Origin of the sequence: Siminovitchia acidinfaciens, assembly GCF_003605385.1 — a bacterium.
Lineage (GTDB): Bacteria > Bacillota > Bacilli > Bacillales > Bacillaceae_C > Siminovitchia > Siminovitchia acidinfaciens.
Genome location: NZ_QYTV02000002.1, coordinates 477,509 through 499,706, shown reverse-complemented (window position 1 = coordinate 499,706; position 22,198 = coordinate 477,509). Strand labels below are relative to the sequence as shown.

General features: G+C 42.5%; 20 protein-coding genes. 14 read left to right on the top strand and 6 right to left on the bottom strand.

Features of this window, described 5'->3' with window-relative positions:
- Nucleotides 1–27: 27 nt before the first annotated feature.
- Together D4T97_RS06605 and D4T97_RS06600 are read right to left on the bottom strand one after the other, a co-directional pair.
- Nucleotides 28–1,410, bottom strand: a complete 1,383-nt coding sequence (locus tag D4T97_RS06605; protein ID WP_126048927.1) for a VWA domain-containing protein — start codon at nt 1,408–1,410, stop codon at nt 28–30.
- Between the two features lie 196 nt (nt 1,411–1,606).
- Nucleotides 1,607–2,782: a hypothetical protein gene (locus D4T97_RS06600; protein WP_126048925.1), complete on the bottom strand. Its 1,176-nt coding sequence runs from the start codon at nt 2,780–2,782 to the stop codon at nt 1,607–1,609.
- A 175-nt stretch (nt 2,783–2,957) separates the two neighbouring features.
- Here D4T97_RS06600 and sigY point away from each other — a divergent pair, with 175 nt between their 5' ends.
- From sigY to D4T97_RS06570, 6 genes are read left to right on the top strand one after another with little or no spacing between them, the layout of a single operon-like run.
- Nucleotides 2,958–3,491, top strand: coding sequence for an RNA polymerase sigma factor SigY (sigY, locus tag D4T97_RS06595; RefSeq protein ID WP_126048924.1), 534 nt, complete (start codon nt 2,958–2,960; stop codon nt 3,489–3,491).
- Complete coding sequence (locus tag D4T97_RS06590; protein ID WP_126048922.1) at nt 3,488–3,823, top strand: DUF5345 family protein; 336 nt, start codon at nt 3,488–3,490, stop codon at nt 3,821–3,823. The genes sigY and D4T97_RS06590 overlap by 4 nt, the downstream gene beginning before the upstream one ends.
- Nucleotides 3,810–4,013, top strand: a complete 204-nt coding sequence (locus D4T97_RS06585) for a transcriptional regulator (protein ID WP_328588763.1) — start codon at nt 3,810–3,812, stop codon at nt 4,011–4,013. The genes D4T97_RS06590 and D4T97_RS06585 overlap by 14 nt, the downstream gene beginning before the upstream one ends.
- Before the next feature lie 15 nt (nt 4,014–4,028).
- The gene (locus D4T97_RS06580; RefSeq protein ID WP_126048918.1) at nt 4,029–4,214 is read left to right on the top strand and encodes a PLD nuclease N-terminal domain-containing protein; all 186 of its coding nucleotides are present in this window, start codon (nt 4,029–4,031) and stop codon (nt 4,212–4,214) included.
- 19 nt (nt 4,215–4,233) lie between these two features.
- Entirely contained in the window at nt 4,234–5,124 is an 891-nt protein-coding gene (locus D4T97_RS06575; RefSeq protein ID WP_126048916.1) for an ABC transporter ATP-binding protein, read from the top strand.
- Nucleotides 5,121–5,897 carry an ABC transporter permease gene (locus tag D4T97_RS06570; protein ID WP_126048914.1) on the top strand — a complete coding sequence of 259 codons (777 nt, stop codon included), beginning with the start codon at nt 5,121–5,123 and terminating at the stop codon, nt 5,895–5,897. Before D4T97_RS06575 ends, D4T97_RS06570 begins: the two co-directional genes overlap by 4 nt.
- 136 nt (nt 5,898–6,033) lie before the next feature.
- Here the strand turns inward: D4T97_RS06570 and D4T97_RS06565 are convergent, their stop codons facing one another.
- A complete protein-coding gene (locus D4T97_RS06565; RefSeq protein WP_164525493.1) occupies nt 6,034–6,438 on the bottom strand; it encodes a DUF3021 domain-containing protein in 405 nt (134 codons plus the stop codon).
- Between the two features lie 6 nt (nt 6,439–6,444).
- Nucleotides 6,445–6,891, bottom strand: coding sequence for a LytTR family DNA-binding domain-containing protein (locus tag D4T97_RS06560; RefSeq protein WP_126048910.1), 447 nt, complete (start codon nt 6,889–6,891; stop codon nt 6,445–6,447).
- 125 nt (nt 6,892–7,016) lie between these two features.
- Here D4T97_RS06560 and D4T97_RS06555 point away from each other — a divergent pair, with 125 nt between their 5' ends.
- Entirely contained in the window at nt 7,017–7,979 is a 963-nt protein-coding gene (locus tag D4T97_RS06555) for a 2-hydroxyacid dehydrogenase (protein ID WP_126048908.1), read from the top strand.
- Nucleotides 7,980–8,063: 84 nt separating this feature from the next.
- Entirely contained in the window at nt 8,064–8,330 is a 267-nt protein-coding gene (locus D4T97_RS06550; protein ID WP_126048906.1) for a YciI family protein, read from the top strand.
- A gap of 224 nt (nt 8,331–8,554) precedes the next feature.
- On the opposite strand, the gene D4T97_RS06545 is transcribed toward D4T97_RS06550, so the two are convergent.
- Nucleotides 8,555–9,145, bottom strand: a complete 591-nt coding sequence (locus tag D4T97_RS06545) for a YhcN/YlaJ family sporulation lipoprotein (protein ID WP_126048904.1) — start codon at nt 9,143–9,145, stop codon at nt 8,555–8,557.
- A gap of 125 nt (nt 9,146–9,270) precedes the next feature.
- Between D4T97_RS06545 and D4T97_RS06540 the strand changes: the two genes are divergently transcribed.
- From D4T97_RS06540 to ccpA, 6 genes are all read left to right on the top strand, one after another.
- Nucleotides 9,271–13,011: a DNA translocase FtsK gene (locus D4T97_RS06540; RefSeq protein WP_126048902.1), complete on the top strand. Its 3,741-nt coding sequence runs from the start codon at nt 9,271–9,273 to the stop codon at nt 13,009–13,011.
- Between the two features lie 85 nt (nt 13,012–13,096).
- Entirely contained in the window at nt 13,097–14,194 is a 1,098-nt protein-coding gene (locus D4T97_RS06535; RefSeq protein WP_126048900.1) for a nicotinate phosphoribosyltransferase, read from the top strand.
- 212 nt (nt 14,195–14,406) lie between these two features.
- Nucleotides 14,407–15,726, top strand: a complete 1,320-nt coding sequence (gene murC / locus D4T97_RS06530; RefSeq protein ID WP_126048898.1) for a UDP-N-acetylmuramate--L-alanine ligase — start codon at nt 14,407–14,409, stop codon at nt 15,724–15,726.
- Nucleotides 15,727–16,199: 473 nt separating this feature from the next.
- On the top strand, nt 16,200–16,706 hold the full coding sequence (locus D4T97_RS06525; protein ID WP_126048896.1) for a DUF948 domain-containing protein: 507 nt from the start codon (nt 16,200–16,202) through the stop codon (nt 16,704–16,706).
- 31 nt (nt 16,707–16,737) lie between these two features.
- On the top strand, nt 16,738–17,244 hold the full coding sequence (locus D4T97_RS06520) for a YtxH domain-containing protein (RefSeq protein WP_126048894.1): 507 nt from the start codon (nt 16,738–16,740) through the stop codon (nt 17,242–17,244).
- A 402-nt stretch (nt 17,245–17,646) separates the two neighbouring features.
- Nucleotides 17,647–18,651 carry a catabolite control protein A gene (ccpA, locus tag D4T97_RS06515; RefSeq protein WP_126048892.1) on the top strand — a complete coding sequence of 335 codons (1,005 nt, stop codon included), beginning with the start codon at nt 17,647–17,649 and terminating at the stop codon, nt 18,649–18,651.
- A gap of 326 nt (nt 18,652–18,977) precedes the next feature.
- Here ccpA and D4T97_RS06510 read toward each other — a convergent pair whose 3' ends face one another.
- Nucleotides 18,978–21,938: a transglycosylase domain-containing protein gene (locus D4T97_RS06510; protein WP_126048890.1), complete on the bottom strand. Its 2,961-nt coding sequence runs from the start codon at nt 21,936–21,938 to the stop codon at nt 18,978–18,980.
- Nucleotides 21,939–22,198: the final 260 nt, after the last annotated feature.

The following is a 22,198-nucleotide window of genomic DNA, read 5'->3' as shown; positions in this document are numbered from 1 at the left end:
GGCTTCTTCAGCCAGCTTCTCCCTGTATCATTGGTGCATTTTTTTATTCGTTTCCTGGATTTTTTCGTACCCTTCATCAACATAATTTTTATATTCTTTATAACCGTTATCAACGTTTTCTCTCCATGCGCCATAACCTTCGTTAACCGCATACGACCATTTGGTACGTGAGTAATCAACAATCATGGAATGCATATTTCTGACCGGGTGGTTGTAGTCGAACCGGTCTCTTAAATGTTCCCTGGCTTTTTTCATTCGTTCCTTTTCTCTGTTGCTTTTTTCCTTAATGCTTTCCTTCGTGGAAATTGCCAGCTGCTTCTTCTCTTCCTTTATTTCAATTGCCTTCTCTTTTCCTTCTTCCTTCCATTCCCGCCATCTATCTTTAATATCCTCGTATTGGGCTTTTATGTAGTTTTTTAAGTCACGTTCGGAGTGAACGTAGGTAAACTCTCCATTTCCTGCGCTTGCCACTTTTTTTAACAGGTTTTGAGCTTCATTGTCCACATCAAAACCAATGATGTTCACGACTGTCTGGATATCCGCTGATACAAGCTCTTTGGCTGCTTTTACAGGATCGCCTTCGCATGTTTCAATTCCATCACTGACAACATAAACCACAACATCATCTGTACTTTCCGGAATATCCTCTTTGACTGTTTCCAGTGCAAGGCCGATTGGAGTCCAGCCAGCAGGCTTTATTTTATCCAGAGACTGTTGAAACTTGGCTTTTTCGAAATTTCCATTGTAAAAGCTTTCTGAACTGCTGCATGACAGCTTCTTCTCAGCATCGCTTCCAGATCCTTTATGGCCGTATACACGCATGGAGATCGTTGCATTTTCCGGAACCTGCTCAGCGAATTCCATCACAGCTTCCTTGGCGGCTTCCATTCTTGTTTTGTTACCGGCCTTCGCATTCATGCTTCCGCTTGCATCAATTAAAATGGCATAGTGAGCAGTTTTTAACGTCGGTGTATCGACGGATTCATCAGGCCGCTCAATATTTGCGTTTACAGTAGCATCAAAGTTAATCAGCGTCTCAACTTCTTTGCTGTAGTCTTCAGATAAAAGATGAATCATTTCCTCCAAATATTGCTCTGCGGTCAAGTTTTCCGGAAGCTGGTCCAATGCTTCATTTACCTTATCTTCATCATATTGATCACCGCTGTAAATGCCCGGTTCACGCAGCATTTCTTTTTCAATCTCTGTCAATTCGCGCCCGGGATCTTCAATTTCCATGTAATACACTTCTTTTGGAGTGTATTCTGCCTTCACGGGTTGTTCGTCTTCCTCGGCAAGTTCCTCCGCTTGCTTTACTTCTTCCGGCGTTTCAGATTCTTTTGATTGTGTCTCTTTACCTGAACAGGCGGCCAGTAAAAACAGAACAAGGATCCCATATATCAGATTTCTCAATCGATTTCTTCCTTTCTGACTCTATATCTCCGCCATTTTAACATATAAATATTAGGTCCTATGGTCTGTTTATTAAAAAAAGGATCGTCTCGATTTTAATAAAAATGATATCCTCCATGGAGTCGAAAGACTGATGCCTTGCAGGATATCACATAATTAAATATGAAATTTTAATTTTATGGAAATCTCATGTGCCTTAAGAATCGTCCGTTCCTTTCTTCTCATTTTCTTCTTTTTCCTTCATCTCTTCAAATCGGCTGTATTGCCTGTAACTGTATGTGCTTTTCCGCACTCTTTCAGGATTTTCCAGCCCTGCCCCAATTGCCCCTGCAAAGGTGGCAACAGAAGTTACGAGCCAGGCGAGTTTCAAATAATTTAGCGGTCCTACATCTTTATCGGCCTCCGCCTCATAGAGGTCAGGGGGTACAAAGACAGAAACCGCTATGAGAAAAAGGAGATATAATACAATATAATACATGACGACCGACGTACCTAAAGTGAGGATCGTCGTTGAATTATACATCCATCTAAGCCGGTTTATGTTCTCCACGTTCTTTTTCTCCCATAAATCATGGGCAAAAATAATCCAAACAACCATACCGACAACGGCAGTTGCTGTGAGGCCGATGAAGCGGTATATTTCATAAGAGATGCTGAGTTTCCATAACGTCGGGAAAATAAGCCCGTAAGCTCCAGTGGCAAAAGCAATGGCCACGACATTCTTAAAGGAGGGCAAGATGGCCCACGGACGATTTGCGATGGTCATTCCAAACAAAATCCTTGCCAATCCATTGATTTTTGGAACGATGACGAAACGTACGGTAGTTTCCTCTGTTTGATTTGACGATTCAATTCTCCGTACGGCGGAGAAGCGAAAAGGCTTTTCCAACTTGTTAACAAAGCCTTTCTGCTTTTTGATATCAAGGGGACCTATTCCTTTTTGTTCTAAATCATTGTTTTCATAGTCTGTTGTTTGCCGGAAATATAACTCCTTTATCATAAGGAGCATGATGATTTTCACACGGTTGGGTGTCGGTCTCCAACCGAAGGCAGGCAATGATATTTGTGCTGTGCATGTATCTATATTCGCATCGGCAAGTACGATGCTTCTTCCGTTATATACCGGTAGATCCGTTAGTGATATGGCAAAGTCCCAACCGTTTCTTTTTTTTATCTGTTCAGCTCCCTCCAACACCTCTGCAACTTCTTCAGTTGCCCCGGTGAGCAGATCGACCTCCACTTCTACACGCCATTCAAGTTTGCCGTCAGCAACATATTTACAAAGGTCTTTTTGAAATTGTTTTTTGAGGGCATTGGCTATTGTGGATGGCAGCTCAGGTGAAGATACAATACCAACCGTTTTTTCCTCCATAAAAACCTCCAGGCTAACCATAGAAATCGTTAGTTTTTTCACCATGGTACTTACCCTGTGAAAACAAGGACAAACAAAAAAAGAAAATGGTAAAATTTTTTGAAGTTAATATGAACGTTTTTTACGAAACTTACGTCTTATCAGTGAAGGCCAAAGAAAGGGGGCTTGGCGTTGGTTGGAAAGGGAAGTGGAAAGAGACCTTATCAAGGAAGCGAAAAAAGGAGAAGATGAAGCATTTACACGCCTTTTTCAAGAAAATTATCTGTTTCTGTATAAATATTTAATCAAGCTGAGCCTTCGTCCGGATGTCACCGAGGACCTCATACAGGAAACAATGATCAAGGCATATACACATTTGCACAGTTTTAAAGGGGAATCGAAGTTTTCAACCTGGCTGATTGCTATAGCTTCGCGGCTTTATTTAGATCAACAGCGAAAAGAAAAGAGACAGAGGCGGATTGTAGAAAGGGCAAGAGATGAAGCGATTCGAAAAATGAAGTGGCAGCTCTCTTTGAAGGGCGAGGACTGGCCGGAAAGCTTGGAATTGTTTTCAGGTCTTGGTCCTGAATTGAAAGCTCCAATCATTCTTAGGCATTATTATGGATATTCTTATCCGGAGATTGCCAAGATGCTGAATATTAAAGAAGGTACTGTAAAGTCTCGGGTGCATAATGGGCTGAGCAAACTACGAAAGGAGTGGTCAGAGTGAAGGAAGGCAAAGAAAATGAATGGATTGAGCCATTAATGAATGATTTGAGAAAGTTGGAAGAAGCTCAACAAGCTGAAGTGCCCCGACAATACGAGCTGATGGATACTTTAGCTGAATTCAAAAGGAAGCGTAAAAAGGCATGGAAGCGTGAGCTGGCAATCTTTATTTTTACAGCGCTGACCATATTGGCCACATATTTCGTTGTCTCCCTAAAGATGCCTGCGGTCTTTTTGTGGGTCCAGGTACTGGCCATTATTACAATTCCTATTATTTATGCCGCTGAAAAGAAACGCCGCAGAAGCTTGAATGAGGTGTTGGATGATGGATTCTGAAACACTGCTTGTGCTTGTTTGGGTATCGCCTATTCTTTTAACACAAGGCATCCTTCTTTTTATAGATGCCAAGAAAAAAGGGGCATACGCGTGGTTTTGGGGGTTATGGGGATTGATCCAGTTCCCGCTGCCGTCCATATTTTATTACTTTATCGTCATCAGGCCTTATAGGAAAAAAATGAAACTTTAGGTTGGAGGAATTGTTATGGATATTTCATGGGGATTAATTGCTCCTATTGTCATTTTAGATCTCATTTTGAAGATAACGGCGCTCGTAAGCTGTATAAAAGAAGAAAATACAAATGGGCCCAAGTGGATGTGGATCCTTCTTATTCTCTTTATTAATATATTTGGACCAGTGCTCTATTTTGTCATTGGCCGGCAAAAATAAGGATAGGAGAAAACGATATATGTTACTTACAGCGGAAAAGTTAACGAAAAAATTCGGTGTTCATACAGCGGTCGATCAGCTTGATTTGACTATTAAAGATAATGAATGTGTCGCCTTGTTGGGGCCGAACGGAGCGGGGAAAACAACTACATTGCAAATGCTCGCTGGATTATTGACACCAACTTCGGGGAGTATCCGATTTTTAGGAAAGAAAAATATCGACCGGCGGTTCATCGGATACTTGCCGCAATATCCTGCTTTTTTCCCCTGGATGAGTGCGAAGGAGTATTTGCAGTTTGCGGGGAGGCTATCAGGCATACCTAATAAAGAATTGCAGGGGAAAATTGAAGAGATGCTTTCTTTTGCAGGTTTGGAAAATGCAAGGAACAAAAGGGTAGGCGGCTTTTCTGGAGGGATGAAACAAAGGCTCGGTTTGGCCCAGGCAATGATCCATGAGCCGAAGCTATTAATTCTAGACGAACCAGTTTCAGCCTTGGACCCTTCTGGAAGAAGGGATGTATTGGAAATGATGAATGAGCTGAAGAAGAAAATGGCTATCTTGTTCTCAACTCATGTGCTGCATGATGCCGAACAGGTTTGCGATGAGATTGTCATGTTAAAAGATGGAAAAATGAAATGGTCCGGGAATCTTGTTGATTTAAGAAAAATGCAGGATGGAAATCATGTGGTCTTAGAGACAAAGGAAGAGATTGGTCATTGGCTGAAGACCGAAAACTATGTTACTGAATATTCTTTTTCATCACCCAGAGAAGTTGAACTTAGATTGAGAAATCCGGGAAGCCGGAATCGTTTGCTAAGTGATTGTATGGAAAAAGGCTTGACGATCACTCATTTTTCTGAAAAGGGACGTACTTTGGAAGATGCTTATTTGGAGTTGATGGAACAATGAGTACATTTATCACTCTGTTTAAAAAAGAATGGCTTGAGGCTTGGCGTGACAAAAAACTTATTTGGCTTCCTGTTGTTTTATGCTTATTAGCCGTTTCCCAGCCGATCAGCACGTACTTCATGCCGGAAATTTTGGAGATGGCAGGCAATCTTCCCGAAGGGGCCGTCATCGATATTCCAGTTCCTTCCGGAGAGGAAGTTTTGGCGGGGACGCTATCGCAATTCGGTATGATCGGGACAGCAATTTTCGTATTGAGTGCTATGGGAGTCGTATCAAACGAGCGGAACAGCGGTTCACTCTCGCTGCTTATGGCGAGGCCTGTTGACCCCTTTATATTTATTGCCAGTAAATGGGCGGCACAGGCTTTGATTTTCCTGCTCTCATTTGCGCTCAGTTACGGACTTGCCTATTATTATACGAACCTATTATTCAACCAGGTGGATATTCAAAGGTTCATCTCCAGTTTCGGAGTATACAGTTTATGGATTTTATTTACTTTGTCCATTACTCTTCTTCTTGGGACAATAATGAAGAAAAACGGTGGAATCGCCGGCATGAGCATTATGACCGTAGCTGGCCTGTCAATTATCGGCTCGCTATTTCCAAAATTTATGGGTTGGAGCCCGTCTAATGCCCAAAACCAGGCTGGCAGCATGTTAATGAGCGGGAAGTGGGAAGACTCTTTTGGCTTGATGTTGTCAGTAAGCATAGCTTTAATAGTTGGATTGGTTATATTTACCTCATTTGCTTTTAAAAAATATGAAAGCTATTGAGCGGTTGGAGCGACCGGATGCATAGGGCATCCGGTAGCTCCAACCCACGTATAAAAGCTCCAACCCACGTATAAAAGCTCCAACCCACGTATAAAAGCTCCAACCCACGTATACGCTCACAAAAAAGTCAAACTTACTATCTAATCCCCTTATTCAGTTCGTCAGCCAATCTCCTTTGAAAAAAATAGATGCAAAGCCAGATGATCATATAAATAACGATGTAGATTGTAAACATAAGCAGCATGTTTTCGAACGAACGAAACCATCCTAATGCGTATCCAAATATTCCGTAACCGAAAACGAAAGCGAATAATTGAATGCTTGTTTTCTGAATTAATGACATTCGATCACTTTCAAAAACAAGGGAAACGATTCCGCAAAAGGCACCATAGGCCATGCTGCCAATGACCTGGGCCCTCAAAAACCCCATATCCATCTGGGTCCAGCCGTTAGAACCGGCAATTAAAATAAAGATGAGCAGGGAAATGTTTGCAATCCCAAATCCGATCAATATATTTCTGGTTGTTTTATAGACCAGCATAAGCATTCACTCCTTCAATAAAGCTTTTTTTAATTCTTTGGCATATTTCCGGGAAACGGTTTCTTTTTCACCATTTTTAAAGAATACGACCAAGCTACCTCCGAAAGTAGCTTCAAAATATTCCATCCAAACTTTGTTTGCCAGGCAGTATTTCGAAATTCTTATGAAATCATGTTTTCCGTACCGTTCTTCAAATTGTTTCAAAGTATCTTTATATCGATATTTCTTTTTGCCCCTGAAAGCAAAACATTTTTCATCTTCTGAAATAACATGAGAAATCTCGTGCAATTCCACAAGGTAAATCCGTTCCTCCATTTGCAAAGGGATGACGCCATTTGCATCATCTTCATTTATGATGGATAATATCCTTTCCACTTTTGTGTTCATTTCCTTGACTGTTATAATGATTTCGTCTTCTTTAATGGCTGGATTTATATTCAGGTGGACCTTCACTGCCTCAACTCCCCTCAACTTGAGTATAGCTTTTATAGAATCCTGCTGAAAAGGAGATTTACGGCAAGTGGTCGAAATAGTACTGTAAGGTGTTAAAAAGGCACCTGGAAAGGAGATACACAGGTTTGAGAGAGAAAATTTATATCACGCGTAAGCTTCCCGCTGGTATTGTAAAAAAGCTGGAAGGGAATTTTTATATAGACATGTGGGATCAAGAAGAAAAGGCAATCCCGAGAGATGTTTTGCTAGATAAAGTAAAAGATTCTCAAGGGTTGCTTTGCATGCTCACTGAAACAATTGATCAAGAAGTATTGGAATCCGCGCCAAACTTGAAGGTGATCAGTAATATGGCGGTCGGTTATAATAATATTGATGTGGAGGAAGCGACCAAGAGAGGCATCGCTGTTACGAATACGCCAGGGGTTCTGACGGAAACGACGGCAGATCTGACGTTTGCACTTTTGATGGCGACAGCGAGGAGATTGGTCGAAGCTTCTGATTATCTCCGAGAAGGACAATGGAAAACTTGGTCGCCAATGCAATTGACAGGCATGGACATTCATGGGGCGACACTTGGCATCATTGGTTTCGGACGAATTGGACAGGCGGTGGCAAAACGGGCGGCTGGATTCGGCATGAATATTCTATATTACAACCGCTCGCGAAAACCCGAAGCTGAGCGGCAAACTGGTGCCCAATTTTCGGAACTTGATGATGTGTTAAGGGAATCGGATTTTATAAGCATTCTGTTACCCTACAGCAGTGAGGTTCATCACTTAATCTCTGCAAAAGAGCTCTCCCTCATGAAAAAGACTGCTATTTTGGTCAATACGGCCCGTGGAGGCATAGTGAACGAAGATGCACTATACGATGCATTGAAAAATGAAAACATATGGGCCGCAGGGTTGGATGTATTTGAAAAAGAACCTGTGAATCCCAATAATCCCTTGTTGAAACTTCCAAACGTTGTCACATTGCCGCATATTGGGAGTGCCAGTATAGCGACAAGGATGAAAATGGCTGAATTGGCCGCTGAAAATTTACATAATGCGCTTGTTGGTTCAGGGGATGTTAAGAGAGTGAACTAACAGCACGCCAAGGCGATAGAAAATATGCATGTGCTTATGAGCATGATATAATACGTCGAGAAAAAGATATTTGGAGGAAATGACATGAAATATTTTGCCGTTTTTTTACCCATGAAGGATGAAGAAAAAAGCCAACAGCACCGACCTGCACATTTGGAATTTTTAGCGCGGATGAAAAAAGAAAAGAAAGTGGCTATGTTTGGACGTTTTACTGATGGAGCGGGCGGCCTTGTCATTTACCAGGGTGAAAACCTGGAGCAGGTTGAATCCTGGGTAAAACAAGACCCTTATATCGCAAATGATGCTAGAACTTATGAAATACATGAATGGGATATGGTGTCCGACGTATAATTTGTTGAATGAAAAAGCCGAAATTTCACATGGAAATTTCGGCTTTAAAGGTAATGTCTAACACCAATCAGGCGAAGGTGGCGGTTGAACGTGGCATATACAGGATAATCCAATGCGGATGATTTTAGTTCTGCTGACGTTTAGCCCCTTAAACCAGACGTCATTTTCGATTGGAATTTTATTTTCGCAACCGGTCAGGCGCCTTCGCAATCAACAAAAAGCGATTATCTGGCGTTAGGGAATACACGCTGAACTGTATTTGAAAATTCATCAAAAAATCCGCCTATAGGACGACCGTTTCTTATATCGTTTCCATAACCTCTCATCCGGTCATAAAAATCCGGGTTCTCAGAAATGTATACATTATCGAAATTGTGCTTTGTCTCCCTGACTTTGCGGTCAATTTTCTTCTGTACATCTTTACTCATTTCATTGTTTCCCTGATTGCTGAGTTTCACCGCAACATAAGCGTTTCGGTTTGTTACAAGGACACTTGCATCATCAACCTCTTTAAGGCTGACAACTTCATCTGCAACATCATCAGCAAGATCGATGTTCCGGTCATTATTATTATTGCCCATATTGTCATTGTTTCGGGTGTTGACATTGGTGCCAAATCCATCATTCCTGTTGTCGTTAACTCCAATGCCATCATTCATGTTATTGGCCCCATCACGGTTATCAGTGGGGTTATAACGCACACCAAGCGGTTTATTGTCGTCACTTGTAAATCGGTCATTGTTATTTGCAGTGCCGCACCCGGCAAGCATCACGGAAATTAAACCTGCATACATAATCGGTTTTATGAACTTCATTTTATTGGCCTCCTTTTTTCTAAAATCGTTTTTAATGTTCCAAACCCATCAATTATTATTCATTTTTTTGGTATAATGAATAGATGGGAGTTATTACCTTAAATGAAAGAAAGAGTGATTAAAAAATGCACTGGTGGAAAAAATTTCTTTCAAATTTTTTTTCAGATAAAAGAACAGATGAACCAGAAGAATTACATATTGAAAATAACCAAAAGAATGAACGTCATGAGATGAAAGCCAGGATGATTTATCAATATCCAAAAGGGGAATTCCGTTTTCCCTTGATCAAAGACCAGTCAGAAGCATCAAAACCTTCTGAAGTAAGGCAAAGTCGCCCCTACGGCAGACGACAAGAAGACGAGGAGAGGGAGCCAAAAACCAGGCGACCAGTACAGGGCAGCGAAACAAAACAGGTGTCTGCAGAACGCAGGATTATCGAGCCGAAAATCCGTCGGCCGTTCCAGCCTACGCATACCCCTTCACCTATTTACGGATTTAACCGTCCTATAGTGAAAACAGAAGAGTCAAACACTCCTGAGGATGAACTAATTGAGTTAAAATCGCAATCTCCAATTGAAGATGAAACGAAAACGGAAAACCCTCAGCATTATATCGGGAACATAAACGAAGAGGCAGTTTTCGAAGGGAATTTGAAATTTCGAGAGGACCCAGGAAAAGCTGAAGAAACAACTTTTGAAATTAATACTTGGAAAAGGTACCGTAATGAAGAAATTAATGCAGATTCTGAAATGCAATTCAAAAATGGTGCTGCCCTTGTTGGAGCCGAGGGCATCTCTGAGTCTGAAGTCACGGTTTATGAAGGGGAAGACACAGTATTTGCTGGCATTAATGAAGGAGGGCACTCTGCAGGGACACCTGCAGACAGTGCTATTGATATAAACGGCGATTCCGAAGTCCAAGATATGGTTTCGGAAATCACGTCTGAGCCAGAATTCCTGGAAGCCCCAGTCAATGGTGCTGAAGCTGAGCTTTCTTCTGAACTGGAACACGAGAGTTTAGCAGCCAAACCTGCTGAAGAAGAAAAAAATACAAGCGGCGATTCCGAAGATCCAGATGTCGTTTCGGAAATCGTGCCTGAACCAGAATTCTCAGAAGCTCGAGTCAATGATACTGAAGCTGAGCTTACTTCCGAGATGGAACACGAGAATTTAGTAGTCTCAACTGTTGAAGAAGATAAAAATACAAACGGTGAATCCGAAGATCCAGATGTGGTTTCGGAAATCGTGCCTGAACCAGAATTCTCAGAAGCTCGAGTCAGTGATACTGAAGCTGAGCTTACTTCTGAGTTGGAACACGAGAATTTAGTAGTCTCAACTGCTGAAGAAGATAAAAATACAAACGGTGAATCCGAAGATCCAGATGTGGTTTCGGAAATCGTGCCTGAACCAGAATTCTCAGAAGCTCGAGTCAGTGATACTGAAGCTGAGCTTACTTCTGAGTTGGAACACGAGAATTTAGTAGTCTCAACTGCTGAAGAAGATAAAAATACAAGCGGTGAATCCGAAGATCCAGATGTGGTTTCGGAAATCGCGTCTGAGCCAGAATTCTCAGAAGCTCGAGTCAGTGATACTGAAGCTGAGCTTACTTCTGAGTTGGAACACGAGAATTTAGTAGTCTCAACTGCTGAAGAAGATAAAAATACAAGCGGTGAATCCGAAGATCCAGATGTGGTTTCGGAAATCGCGTCTGAGCCAGAATTCTCAGAAGCTCGAGTCAGTGATACTGAAGCTGAGCTTACTTCTGAGATGGAATACGAGAATTTAGTAGTCTCAACTGCTGAAGAAGATAAAAATACAAGCGGTGAATCCGAAGATCCAGATGTGGTTTTGGAAATCGCGTCTGAGCCAGAATTCCTGGAAGCCCCAGTCAATGATGCTGAAGCCGGGCTATCCTCTGAGTTGGAACACGAGAATATAGCAGTCTCAACTGCTGTAGAAAATAATAATACAAGCGATGGTTCCGAAGATCCAGATGTGGTTACAGAGTCCGCGACTAAGCCTGATTTACCGGAGGCCCCAATAGATGTTACTAAAGCCGACTCATTATCTGAAATGGAAATCGAGCAATCTACAGCCTCATCTGTTGAAGCTGATATCGATGTGGTTTCAGAAACAACAGGTGAGCCGATACTTCCGGTATCTGTGGGGGTAAATAATGAAATTCCGGCGAATGAACATCCCACGAAGGGAGCTAAATCTATACCCGAACTACAAGCTGAGAAGATCAGTGTGAGTGATAAAGAAAAACCACGCCAGCATCTTCCGTTTAATGTTTTGATGTTGTCGCAGGACAGAACTAAATGGCAAAAACAAAAGCAAAGGGAAAGAGACAATCACAAAAGGGGAAGTATCCCCGCAACTATTGCGAAAGCGGCTGAAACGGCTGAAACTGAAATTGCAGCAGCGAGCGACTCGCCACCCAAATATTTTGAATTTCCGGCACTTCAACTTCTAAAGCCGCCTGTAATCAAAGAGGAAAATACGGAGTGGTTAAATGAACAAACGGCCCTCCTTGATGAGACGATGGAAAATTTTAACGTCAAGGCACGGGTTGTCAATGCAAGCCAGGGGCCGTCAGTCACAAGGTTCGAAGTGCAGCCCGATAAAGGTGTAAAAGTAAATAAAATTACAAACTTGAGCAATGACATCAAATTAAGCATGGCTGCCCGTGATATCCGTATGGAGGCTCCGATTCCGGGGACCCGTTCAATAGGCATTGAACTACCTAACAAGGAAAGCCGCCCGGTTCAAATCAGTGAAATTATCGGAGAGGAAGCTTTTTTACATGCTGAATCACCTTTGACAGCCGCTCTGGGGCTTGATATATCCGGAGAGCCGATTGTGACGGATCTGCGTAAAATGCCTCATGGGTTGATCGCAGGGGCTACAGGGTCGGGAAAAAGTGTATGCATCAATTCGATTCTTGTCAGCCTGCTTTATAAAGCAAGGCCTGATGAGTTAAAGCTGATGCTCATTGATCCAAAGATGGTAGAACTGGCGCCGTATAATCATATTCCACACCTTGTCAGTCCTGTCATCACAGATGTAAAAGCTGCGACCGCCGCTTTGAAGTGGGCAGTTGATGAAATGGAGAGGCGCTACGAGTTGTTTGTTCATGCCGGTGTGCGGGATATTGGCCGGTTCAATTATCTTGCGGAAACGAAAGGACAAAAAAGTGAACACCTCCCTTATATCGTGATTGTTATCGATGAGCTCGCTGATTTAATGATGGTGGCACCTGCTGAAGTGGAAGAGTCCATCTGCCGAATTGCTCAAAAAGCACGGGCGTGCGGCATCCATTTGCTCATTGCAACGCAACGTCCATCTGTTGATGTCATCACAGGCTTGATCAAAGCTAACGTGCCTACAAGAATCGCTTTTGCCGTATCTTCTCAAGTTGACTCCAGAACGGTCATTGACGTGAGCGGCGCGGAAAAACTGCTTGGACGGGGGGACATGCTATTTTTAAATAACGGGTCCGTCAAACCGGTCAGGCTGCAGGGAACCTTCGTATCAGATGAAGAAATTGACCGTGTAATTGAGCATGTGCGCAGCCAAGGCGAGCCGAATTATCTTTTTCAACAGGAAGAACTGTTGAAGAAGGCCGAAATGCAGGAAAACGAAGATGAGCTTTTAATCGAAGCGTGTGAATTTGTGGTTAAACAAGGGAGCGCATCAACTTCCTTATTACAAAGACATTTCAGAATCGGATACAACCGTGCGGCGAGATTAATGGAAATGATGGAAGACCAAGGGGTCATATCAGGTGCAAAGGGAAGCAAGCCCCGGGATGTACTGATAAAAGAGGCGGAGCTTGATTTATTGAAAGATTCCCTAGTACATTGACGGATAAAATGGTATTCTTGTTGACAGGGGAACAAAGGCTTCCCCTGTTTTAATGTTTATTAAGTAGGCACAAGGAGTATCCGACATGAAGGAAATCGAATTGAAGCTTCAAGGCAAAATTAAAAGATTAACCAATAAAACTTTTAAATTTGATGAGCGTGTAAAAGACGGCTGGTTTTCAGCTGTATATTTTTTAAAAACAAGAGAGATTGCGGAGCGGTATAAAAAGGAAAATATTGTGACGATGCAGTTCTTCCAGAGGAAAGAGGCTGTTTTGTGCGGTACCGATGAAGCGATAGCCATCCTTAAGCAGTTCGCGCATGAACCCGAAAATCTGGAAATCCATTCGTTGAAAGACGGAGATAAGATTTCTCCCTTTGAGACGGTTATGACAGTAACGGGTCCTTATCAAAGCTATGGCTATCTTGAGGGAATCATTGACGGAATCCTGTCAAGGCGGACATCTGTAGCAACAAATGTCTATAATGTGTCAAAAGCGGCTGGGATATCAGGAAAACAAAAGCCGGTTATTTTTATGGGAGACCGTGATGACCATTTTACACAGCAGGCAGGCGATGGATACGCTGCATATATAGGTGGATCGACTGCACAGGCCACTCCGGCAATGAACGAATGGTGGGGAAAGCAGGGGATGGGAACAATGCCCCATGCTATGATCCAGCTGTTTAATGGGGATATTGTAGCAGCTACCAAGGCATACCACGAGACCTTTCCGGAAGACGAACTGTTATCGCTCGTAGATTATAATAATGACGTCATCACCGATTCTTTAAAATTGGCCCGAGAATTTGGACCGGAGTTAAAAGGTGTTCGTGTGGATACATCAAGAACGATGATCGATAAATATTTTTTGAGAAATCAACATTTGCTTGGCACCTTTGATCCCCGCGGAGTGAACGCAATGCTCATCTTTGCCTTGAGAGAAGCTTTGGATCGTGAGGGTTTCCAACATGTCAAGATAGTAGTCTCAGGCGGTTTCAATGTGAAAAGGATCACGGAGTTCGAAAACTTGGGAGTACCTGTGGATATGTATGGGATCGGCAGCAGTCTGCTAAAGATCAACATCGGTTTTACCGGAGATTGCGTACTTTTAAACGGAGAACATTCCGCCAAAGAGGGAAGACGATATCGTCCCAACCCGAGGCTTGAACAGGTTGATTGATGATTTGTTTTTTTGACAGATGAAGGTAGTGAATAAATAGTCACTGTTTCTAATCAATGATATAATGGCATAATAAAAAAACTATCTGTAAAACTTACATACGTGTATAGCCGAAAGTTTATAATAAGTAGGCGTAGGAATGAATGCATTTGAGCAAAAATCAATGTTTTTCATATAATACATACAGATAGACGATCGCTGGAGGTTCTGCTATGACTGTATACCATTTTGTAGGTATCAAAGGCACCGGAATGAGCGCTCTCGCACAGATTCTACACAACTCGGGATATAAGGTGCAGGGTTCCGATGTGGAAAAATATTTCTTTACTCAAGAAGCGCTTGATGACTTAAAAATTAAAATTTACCCTTTTAATCGTGAAAATATAAAACCAGGAATGACAGTAATTGCAGGTAACGCATTTTCAGATTCACATGAAGAAATTGATGAAGCATTGAATCAGGGAATCGAAGTCATCCGTTACCACACATTTTTGGGTGAGTACATGAAAAGATTCACTAGTATTGGAGTTACCGGCTCCCATGGGAAAACTTCTACAACCGGACTGCTTGCCCATGTGATGAAAGGGGCTAAGCCTACTTCGTTTCTTATAGGCGACGGTACGGGAAGAGGGGAAAAGGACGCAGCTTACTTTGTCTTTGAAGCATGTGAATATCGGAGGCATTTTTTATCATATCACCCAGATTATGCCATCATGACGAATATTGACTTTGACCATCCTGATTACTTTGCCAACGTGGATGATGTATTCCAGGCGTTTCAGGAGATGGCGCTGCAAGTGAATAAGGCGATTATCGCTTATGGTGACGATGAACAGCTGCAAAAAATTCAGGCGGAAGTACCTGTTCTGTTCTATGGGTTCGGTGAAGGAAACGATTTTCAGGCCCGAAATATTGAAAAATCGACTTCAGGAACAAAGTTTGATGTTTATGTGCGTCAGCACTTTTATGCATCTTTTGAAATCCCGTCATATGGAGATCATAATATTTTAAACGCACTTGCTGTTATCGCGTTATGTCACTATGAAGAAATAGACACGAAGATTCTTCAGCAGCAGTTATTGACTTTCAATGGAGTGAAGCGACGCTTTACGGAGAAGCGGCTTGGAAGCCAAATCCTAATTGATGATTATGCACATCACCCTGTTGAAATTAAAGCGACGATTGATGCAGCTAAGCAGAAATATCCGGATCGTCCTATAGTTGCTGTTTTCCAGCCTCATACCTTTACAAGAACCCGCACTTTTTTAAATGAGTTTGGGGAAAGTTTAGGCGAAGCCAATCAGGTATACTTATGCGACATATTCGGCTCAGCCCGCGAAAATCACGGAGAACTGACTATAGAGGATCTCAAGAATAAGATTGAAGGCGCCCAAATCCTCAAAGAGGAAGACACGTCCCCCCTCTTGATGCTTAATGATTCAGTTCTCATTTTTATGGGCGCAGGAGATATACAGAAATTCCAGATTGCTTACGAAAATTTATTGCAACAACAGCTGAAAAAAGCGCAATAAAATTTTGTGACCATTTGGCTTTCAAAAAGGAAGGAGCTTATTTCAGCCCCTTCTTTTTCTCGTCGTTAATTGGATCATTCTACGTCCTGCTCCGATGGACAGGACGTCCTAGTGCCACCGGCGCTACAGGACGTGGCTTTAAAGCGGCAGCACCTATCAACTGGCAGACTTAGCCCTACTGGTGGTCCTGCACTAAAGCTGGTTCCAGAAATTTTGTTCAGCCCGTTGCAAAGCGCACAAGGCCTTTTTAAGGAACAGCTCATGCTTCCTGTGGTGGCTGAGGCATCTCGGGAAGCGTCATGTTGCCTGTGCTAAGCAGGCGCTTGCGTTTATCTTAATTAATTTTATGTCTAATTTGTGTTTTTTTATGAAAAATAAAGGTAAAATAAGGTTTGGCAAAGAAGATGTTAGAGGACTGTTTATTTTATAATAAACAGGGGTAGAGTTGTTGTATACAGGAGGTGTGGGATCAAGTGAAAATTATTCTTTATTTAAGTGTTGCTTTAATTGCGATTGCTTTTCTGATTCTTGTAATCAGCTTGACAAAAACATTGAAAGCAGTGAAAGAAACATTAGAGAGTGTCTCTGAAACACTGGATGGACTTGAAAACCAATTAAAAGGTGTAACAGGAGAAACAACGATGCTCTTACATAAAACAAACGCCCTTGCGGAAGATATCCAGCAAAAAGCGGAGAAGCTTGAAACAGTTGTTGATGGCGTACAGGGTGTCGGACATGCCGTCCAGGGTGTTGGGAATACTGTATCGGATCTGAATGCTTCTTTACAGAAAGTATCAAGGTCAGTATCTTCTGCAGTAGTAAGAAATGAAGATAAAATTGTCCAGATTGTTCAATGGGGAACTGCTTTGAAAGAACTCAAAGACAAATGGACAGATAAGAAAAAATCTACGGATAACAAAAGGACCAACCAATCAGAAGTTGTTATCCATACACAGCAATTGGAAGGTGGAAGAGGGTAAGTATTATTCTATTAAGGAGGATGAAGAACATATGAACAATCAAGAAAACGGTACTGGAAATTTTCTGACGGGAATAATAGTGGGAAGTATTGTGGGGGCAGCTACTGCCTTATTGGTCGCTCCAAAGTCTGGCAAGGAGCTTCGCAGTGAGTTAAGTGAGCAAGTGGATGCCCTGAGAGAAAAATCCGGTGAATGGAAAGAAACAGTCATGGAAAAAGGTTCTGATTTGACATCCACTGCAATGGAAAAAACAAGCCAAATCCGCCAAACGGCAATGGAAAAGAGCAGCAATTTGGCCGAAACGGTAAAAGATAAAGCGGACCAATTCCGCAACACGGCTAAAACGGCAGTCGATGAAGTGGCAGAGAACGCAAAAACAGGTGCGGATGATCTGCAAGAGACTGTGCATAAAACGGTGGACTTGACTGCCGACAACACGAAAAACGCTGTTGACCAAGCCCAATCTGCAGCATCGCAAACAGGTGAAGATATCACCGAAAAAGCGGAACAGCTGTCTGATCAAGTGAAAAATTCATAAGAAAAGCGGAAGGGCCAGTAGAGGGTCCTAAACAAGCTAGACGATTCCACGGAAATTGGCTTGTGACCCGAGGACAGGGCGCAGCATGCAAGCTTAATCAGCGGCATCCTCGAAAAAGCTAACGCTTTTCCTTCGTGCGGTGTAACGCTGCCGAAGCTTTCCTTATCCTGTCCTTCGCCTGCACTGGGTCCTCCTGTCCGGCGCTGGACAATCATTATAAGAAAATGGGCGGCTAATTGATCAAGCCGCCTTATTTTTATGAACTTTTTTTGACGGGAAGTACAAAGGTTTGCAAGCCGATGATACTCTGGCGTATGATTATGACAGAATAGAAAATTATAAATAATACAGTGAAACTAAAATGACCATATAGTCGTAGTTGTATACAGGAGAGTGATAAGGATGAATATAACGATATATGATGTGGCGCGTGAAGCAAACGTATCCATGGCCACTGTATCGAGAGTAGTGAACGGAAATCCAAACGTAAAGCCGGCAACCCGGAAAAAAGTGCTTGAAGTGATTGAAAGACTGGAATATCGGCCAAATGCGGTCGCTCGTGGTCTTGCAAGCAAGAAAACAACGACTGTAGGGGTAATTATTCCTGATATTTCCAATATTTTCTATGGAGAACTTGCACGTGGAATCGAAGATATTGCAACGATGTATAAGTACAACATTATCTTAAGCAACTCCGATCAAAACGTAAACAAGGAGCTCCATCTGTTAAATACTATGCTTGGAAAGCAAGTGGACGGCCTAATAGTAATGAGCCAAAACATTACAGATGACTTTGTCCAAGAATTGAAACGTTCGCCTGTTCCTATTGTTTTGGCAGGTTCGATGGAAGCATCCGGAACGATTCCATCAGTAAATATCGATTATCGTCAGGCAACATTTGATGCAACAAATTATTTCATCGAAAAAGGACATAAGCAGATTGCATTTGCTATGGGACCTAAGCGTGACTTGATTAACCATGCTGAAAAACTTGTCGGTTATAAGCAGGCATTGGAAGAAGCAGGTCTGGAGTTTCACGATGATTATGTTATTGAGGGTGGATATACGTATGATTCCGGTCTGGAAGGCTGGAAAAAGCTCAAAGATCTTGATAACAGACCTACAGCAGTCGTATCCGGTGATGATGAGATGGCGCTTGGTGTCATGCATGGTGCTCAGGATGACGGGTTATCCGTTCCGGAAGACATTGAGGTTATCACTGCCGACAATACGAAGCTGGCACTCATGGTGCGTCCGCAGCTGAGCTCCATTGTTCAACCGCTCTATGATATCGGAGCTGTTTCAATGAGATTGCTTACAAAATATATGAATAAAGAAAAGGTACAGGAGAATATCGTTGTTCTTCCGCATAGATTGGAACTAAGAGGATCGACGAAACCTGAATAAAAAAATCCGGACAGGCCCAATTTTTCCCTGTCCGGATTTTTCTTTAATTTGTTCAGTTTAGACTCCACAAAAGATTTTCCGGTATTTCTATATAAACTTCTGATTTCACGGAATGGGTGGAAGGATTCTCCGATTAATCCGAGTGTGATACGCCTTGATCCAATCTTTAGATTGCTGCCCACATTTTGACCTCTTAACTCAGTGACCATGACTGTCTGGAGACAGTTGTCTTGTCTAGATACAAAAAGCGCTGCCGACTTATCAAAGTCTCCAGCGCTTTTGTACCGAAAAGAAGAGGGAGGGGATCCCTCGTCTTAATTAACTTCCTACTCTTGCTCTTTCTTATTTTCTTCCTCTTGTTTTTTCTTTTGCTCTTCTAGTTTCTTTTTTTGCTCTTCCTGTTTTTTCTTTACTTCTTCATCTTTTTTCTTTTGTTCTTCTTGTTTCTTTTTCTCTGCTGCGGCTTTTTCCTTTTCAGCCTGTTCTTTCTTTTCTTTCTCCTGATCCTTTTGATCGCCGGAAGCAGCTGGTTCAGAAGTCTCTTCTTCTTTCTCCTCTTCTTCCTCTTTTGAACCAACATTGTTGGAAGGAGCTGATTCACGTCCCGCGATATCCACGGCAACTACATAGTATGAGCCGCTTCCTACTTTGTGAGAAAGAGTTCCATCAGATACAACAGACGCAATTTTCTTACCGGACTCCGAATAAACTCGGTATCCGACTACATCATTGCTAGATGAAGCGCTCCAGCTGATTTTACCTCCGGAAACGGATGCCTTGACTCCTGCTGGCGCTTTCCCGTCATCATTAAGGACGGCACCTGCAGCGAGCAGATTTTTCCATCTTTCATCATTTGGCGGGATCAGATAAGATGGATCGATGGATCTTCCAAGTGATATCCGCTTAATGAACTCTGGACTTAGCATTCCGCCAGGCTTCGTAAATTCTTCAGGAGTGTTCGGAAGAGCCATATATTTTCTGCCTCCCGCAGTTACGTACCGTCCATTGCCCAAGCTGTCATCAACCTTTGTTGGCACATACTTCGCGTTATAAATATCCGATTTGACAAGCCCGAGATTTGAACATGCTTTTGATGGAAGCAGTCCGGATATTGCGCAGTAGGAGCGGCTGACAATTCCACCGGGCATTTTAAACCTTTCGTCCGACTTAATCAATTTCGGTGAAACATCATATGCGCCATTGAGCAAGCTTGCCCATATTCCATAGTTTCGTCGGCTCTCGCTTCCGTCACTGGAAAGAGGTGCTGGGTCGTCATAACCGATCCATGTACCGAAAGTTACATTCGGATTTGAACCGATCAGCCATGAATCGTTCGGCCCATTTGTCGTACCTGTTTTTCCAGCCCAGTCGGAAGAGAATTTTAGCATTCCTGGAACTCCGGCGGCTGTCCCGGATCTGAACACGTCTCTCATCATATCAGTCATTAAATAAGCAGTTTGTGGAGTGAAGACATCTACAGGTTTTGCTTTATGCTTGTAGACCACTTTTCCATCTGCATCTGTGATTTTGTCGATCATGTAAGCATCGACAAATTTCCCGCCGTTTGCGAATGTGGTGAAGGCATTCGTGTTTTCTTCCACTGATATCCCGACTTGTACACCTCCAAGCGCTGCAGCATAAGTGGTTTTATCAGTTTCTGTCAAAGTGGAAATGCCCATCTTCTCCAAATACTTATAAGGCTTTTTATCGATCGTTTTTAAATACGTATAAATCGCCGAAGCGTTGTGCGATTTGGCCAAAGCTTCCCGGGATGAGACTAGACCATAATATCGTCCGCTGTAGTTTCTAAAAGCTTTCCCGCCTACGGAGATAGGAATATCTGCCACGACAGCACCGGGAGCACTCAAGCCCATTTCCATAGCCGGTGCATATACAAGCAACGGCTTCATCGTTGACCCATTTTGGCGTTTCGCCTGGGTGGCATGGTTCTGCGCATTCAGATTATAATCTCGGCCGCCTACGAAACTTAAAATCTTCCCGGTTTTGTTTTCGATAAGAATGGCACCGATTTGAACAGGTTCTATTTTCTCTTCCATTTTACCTGTTTCTTCGTTCTTTACCTGACTGACTTTTGTGTAGCCATAATTTTGATATTCATCTTTTATTTTTTGAAACTTATCATAGATCTCTTTATTGATGGTTGAGTGGATTTGATATCCGTTTTGCCTGATATATCGTCTGGCGAGTTTGTCATACTTTTCCATGAGCCTTCCGCCGTTTTTCTCAAGGTCTTTTTTGCTGTAGCCGTCCTTCTTGGCAAGAACTTCAGTCAAAACCTCGATGCCTCTTCGTTCAATTTCCTCCGTAAGGTATGGGTACTTCTCAAACGGTCTTGGCTGCGGTTTGATAAAATCGCCCACAATATCATATTTTAAGGCCTTGTCATATTCCTTTTTAGTAATGTAATCTTCCGTATACATTCTATATAGAACGGTTTTCATCCGCTTTAATCCCGGTTCAAGCAGGTTCTTTTCTTTTAGCCCGCCTCCCTGGGCAAACGGGGTATACATGAACGGATTCTGCGGCAGGCCGGCTATGAAGGCGGCCTGCGGAAGATTCAGGTCTTTTACATCGACGCCAAATATTCCAGTTGCGGCCGCCTGAACCCCTCCTACGTTTTGTCCTGATGAGTTGCGCCCGAATGTCGTTACATTCAGATATGCTTCTAAAATTTCATCTTTTTCAAGAAATTTTTCAAGCCTTAATGCTAGTAATATCTCCTTGGCTTTACGATCAAAAGAAACTTCATTCGTTAAAATTTGGTTTTTGATTAGCTGTTGTGTCAATGTGCTACCGCCTGATTGAACGGCCGAGTTTGTCAGTTCCTGAAAAACGGCCCTCATCAGCGCTTTCGGGACTACCCCGTCATGCTCATAAAAATATTCATCCTCTGTGGCTATGACAGCTTTTTTCAAGTAATCGGAAATGTCCTTGATCTTGACTTCTTCTCTGTCAATATCAGACTGAAGTTTTCCGAGATAGACATTATTGGCAAAATAAAGCTTTGATGTTTCTTCATATTGATAAATGTCTTTTTTCATACTTTCGCCAGGGCGGACTTTTTCATCTTTGACCAGAGAAGCAAAATAACCGGCTCCGACACCACCGGCGAAAATCCCACCTAAGAAGAGCAGGATAATGGTTAAAAGAATAATATTCCAAGTGACTCCATAAGCAATCCTGGCTTTTTTATTAATATCCTTGTTGCCCAATTCCTTCGTTAATTGTTTGGCCTGTTCGCGCCATTTATTGAAAAAATTATTCATAAAAAATACCTCCCGAAATCATCCTTATTATAGCATAAGGGTGTTTCCTTTTTCGCAGTTAATGAAAGTATAAAATTTGACTATCTCTCCAACTCAACCAAGGATAAGTCATGTCCAGTTCCGATGGACAGGAGGTCCTATTGCAGGCGAAGCGACAGGACATCGCTGCATGAGCCTGCCGACGGCGGTCACAAGTCGCAAGGAAGCATATTCAGGATGATTGTGCTCCTGCGGCACAGCCTATTCGAGGAAGCCCTCGT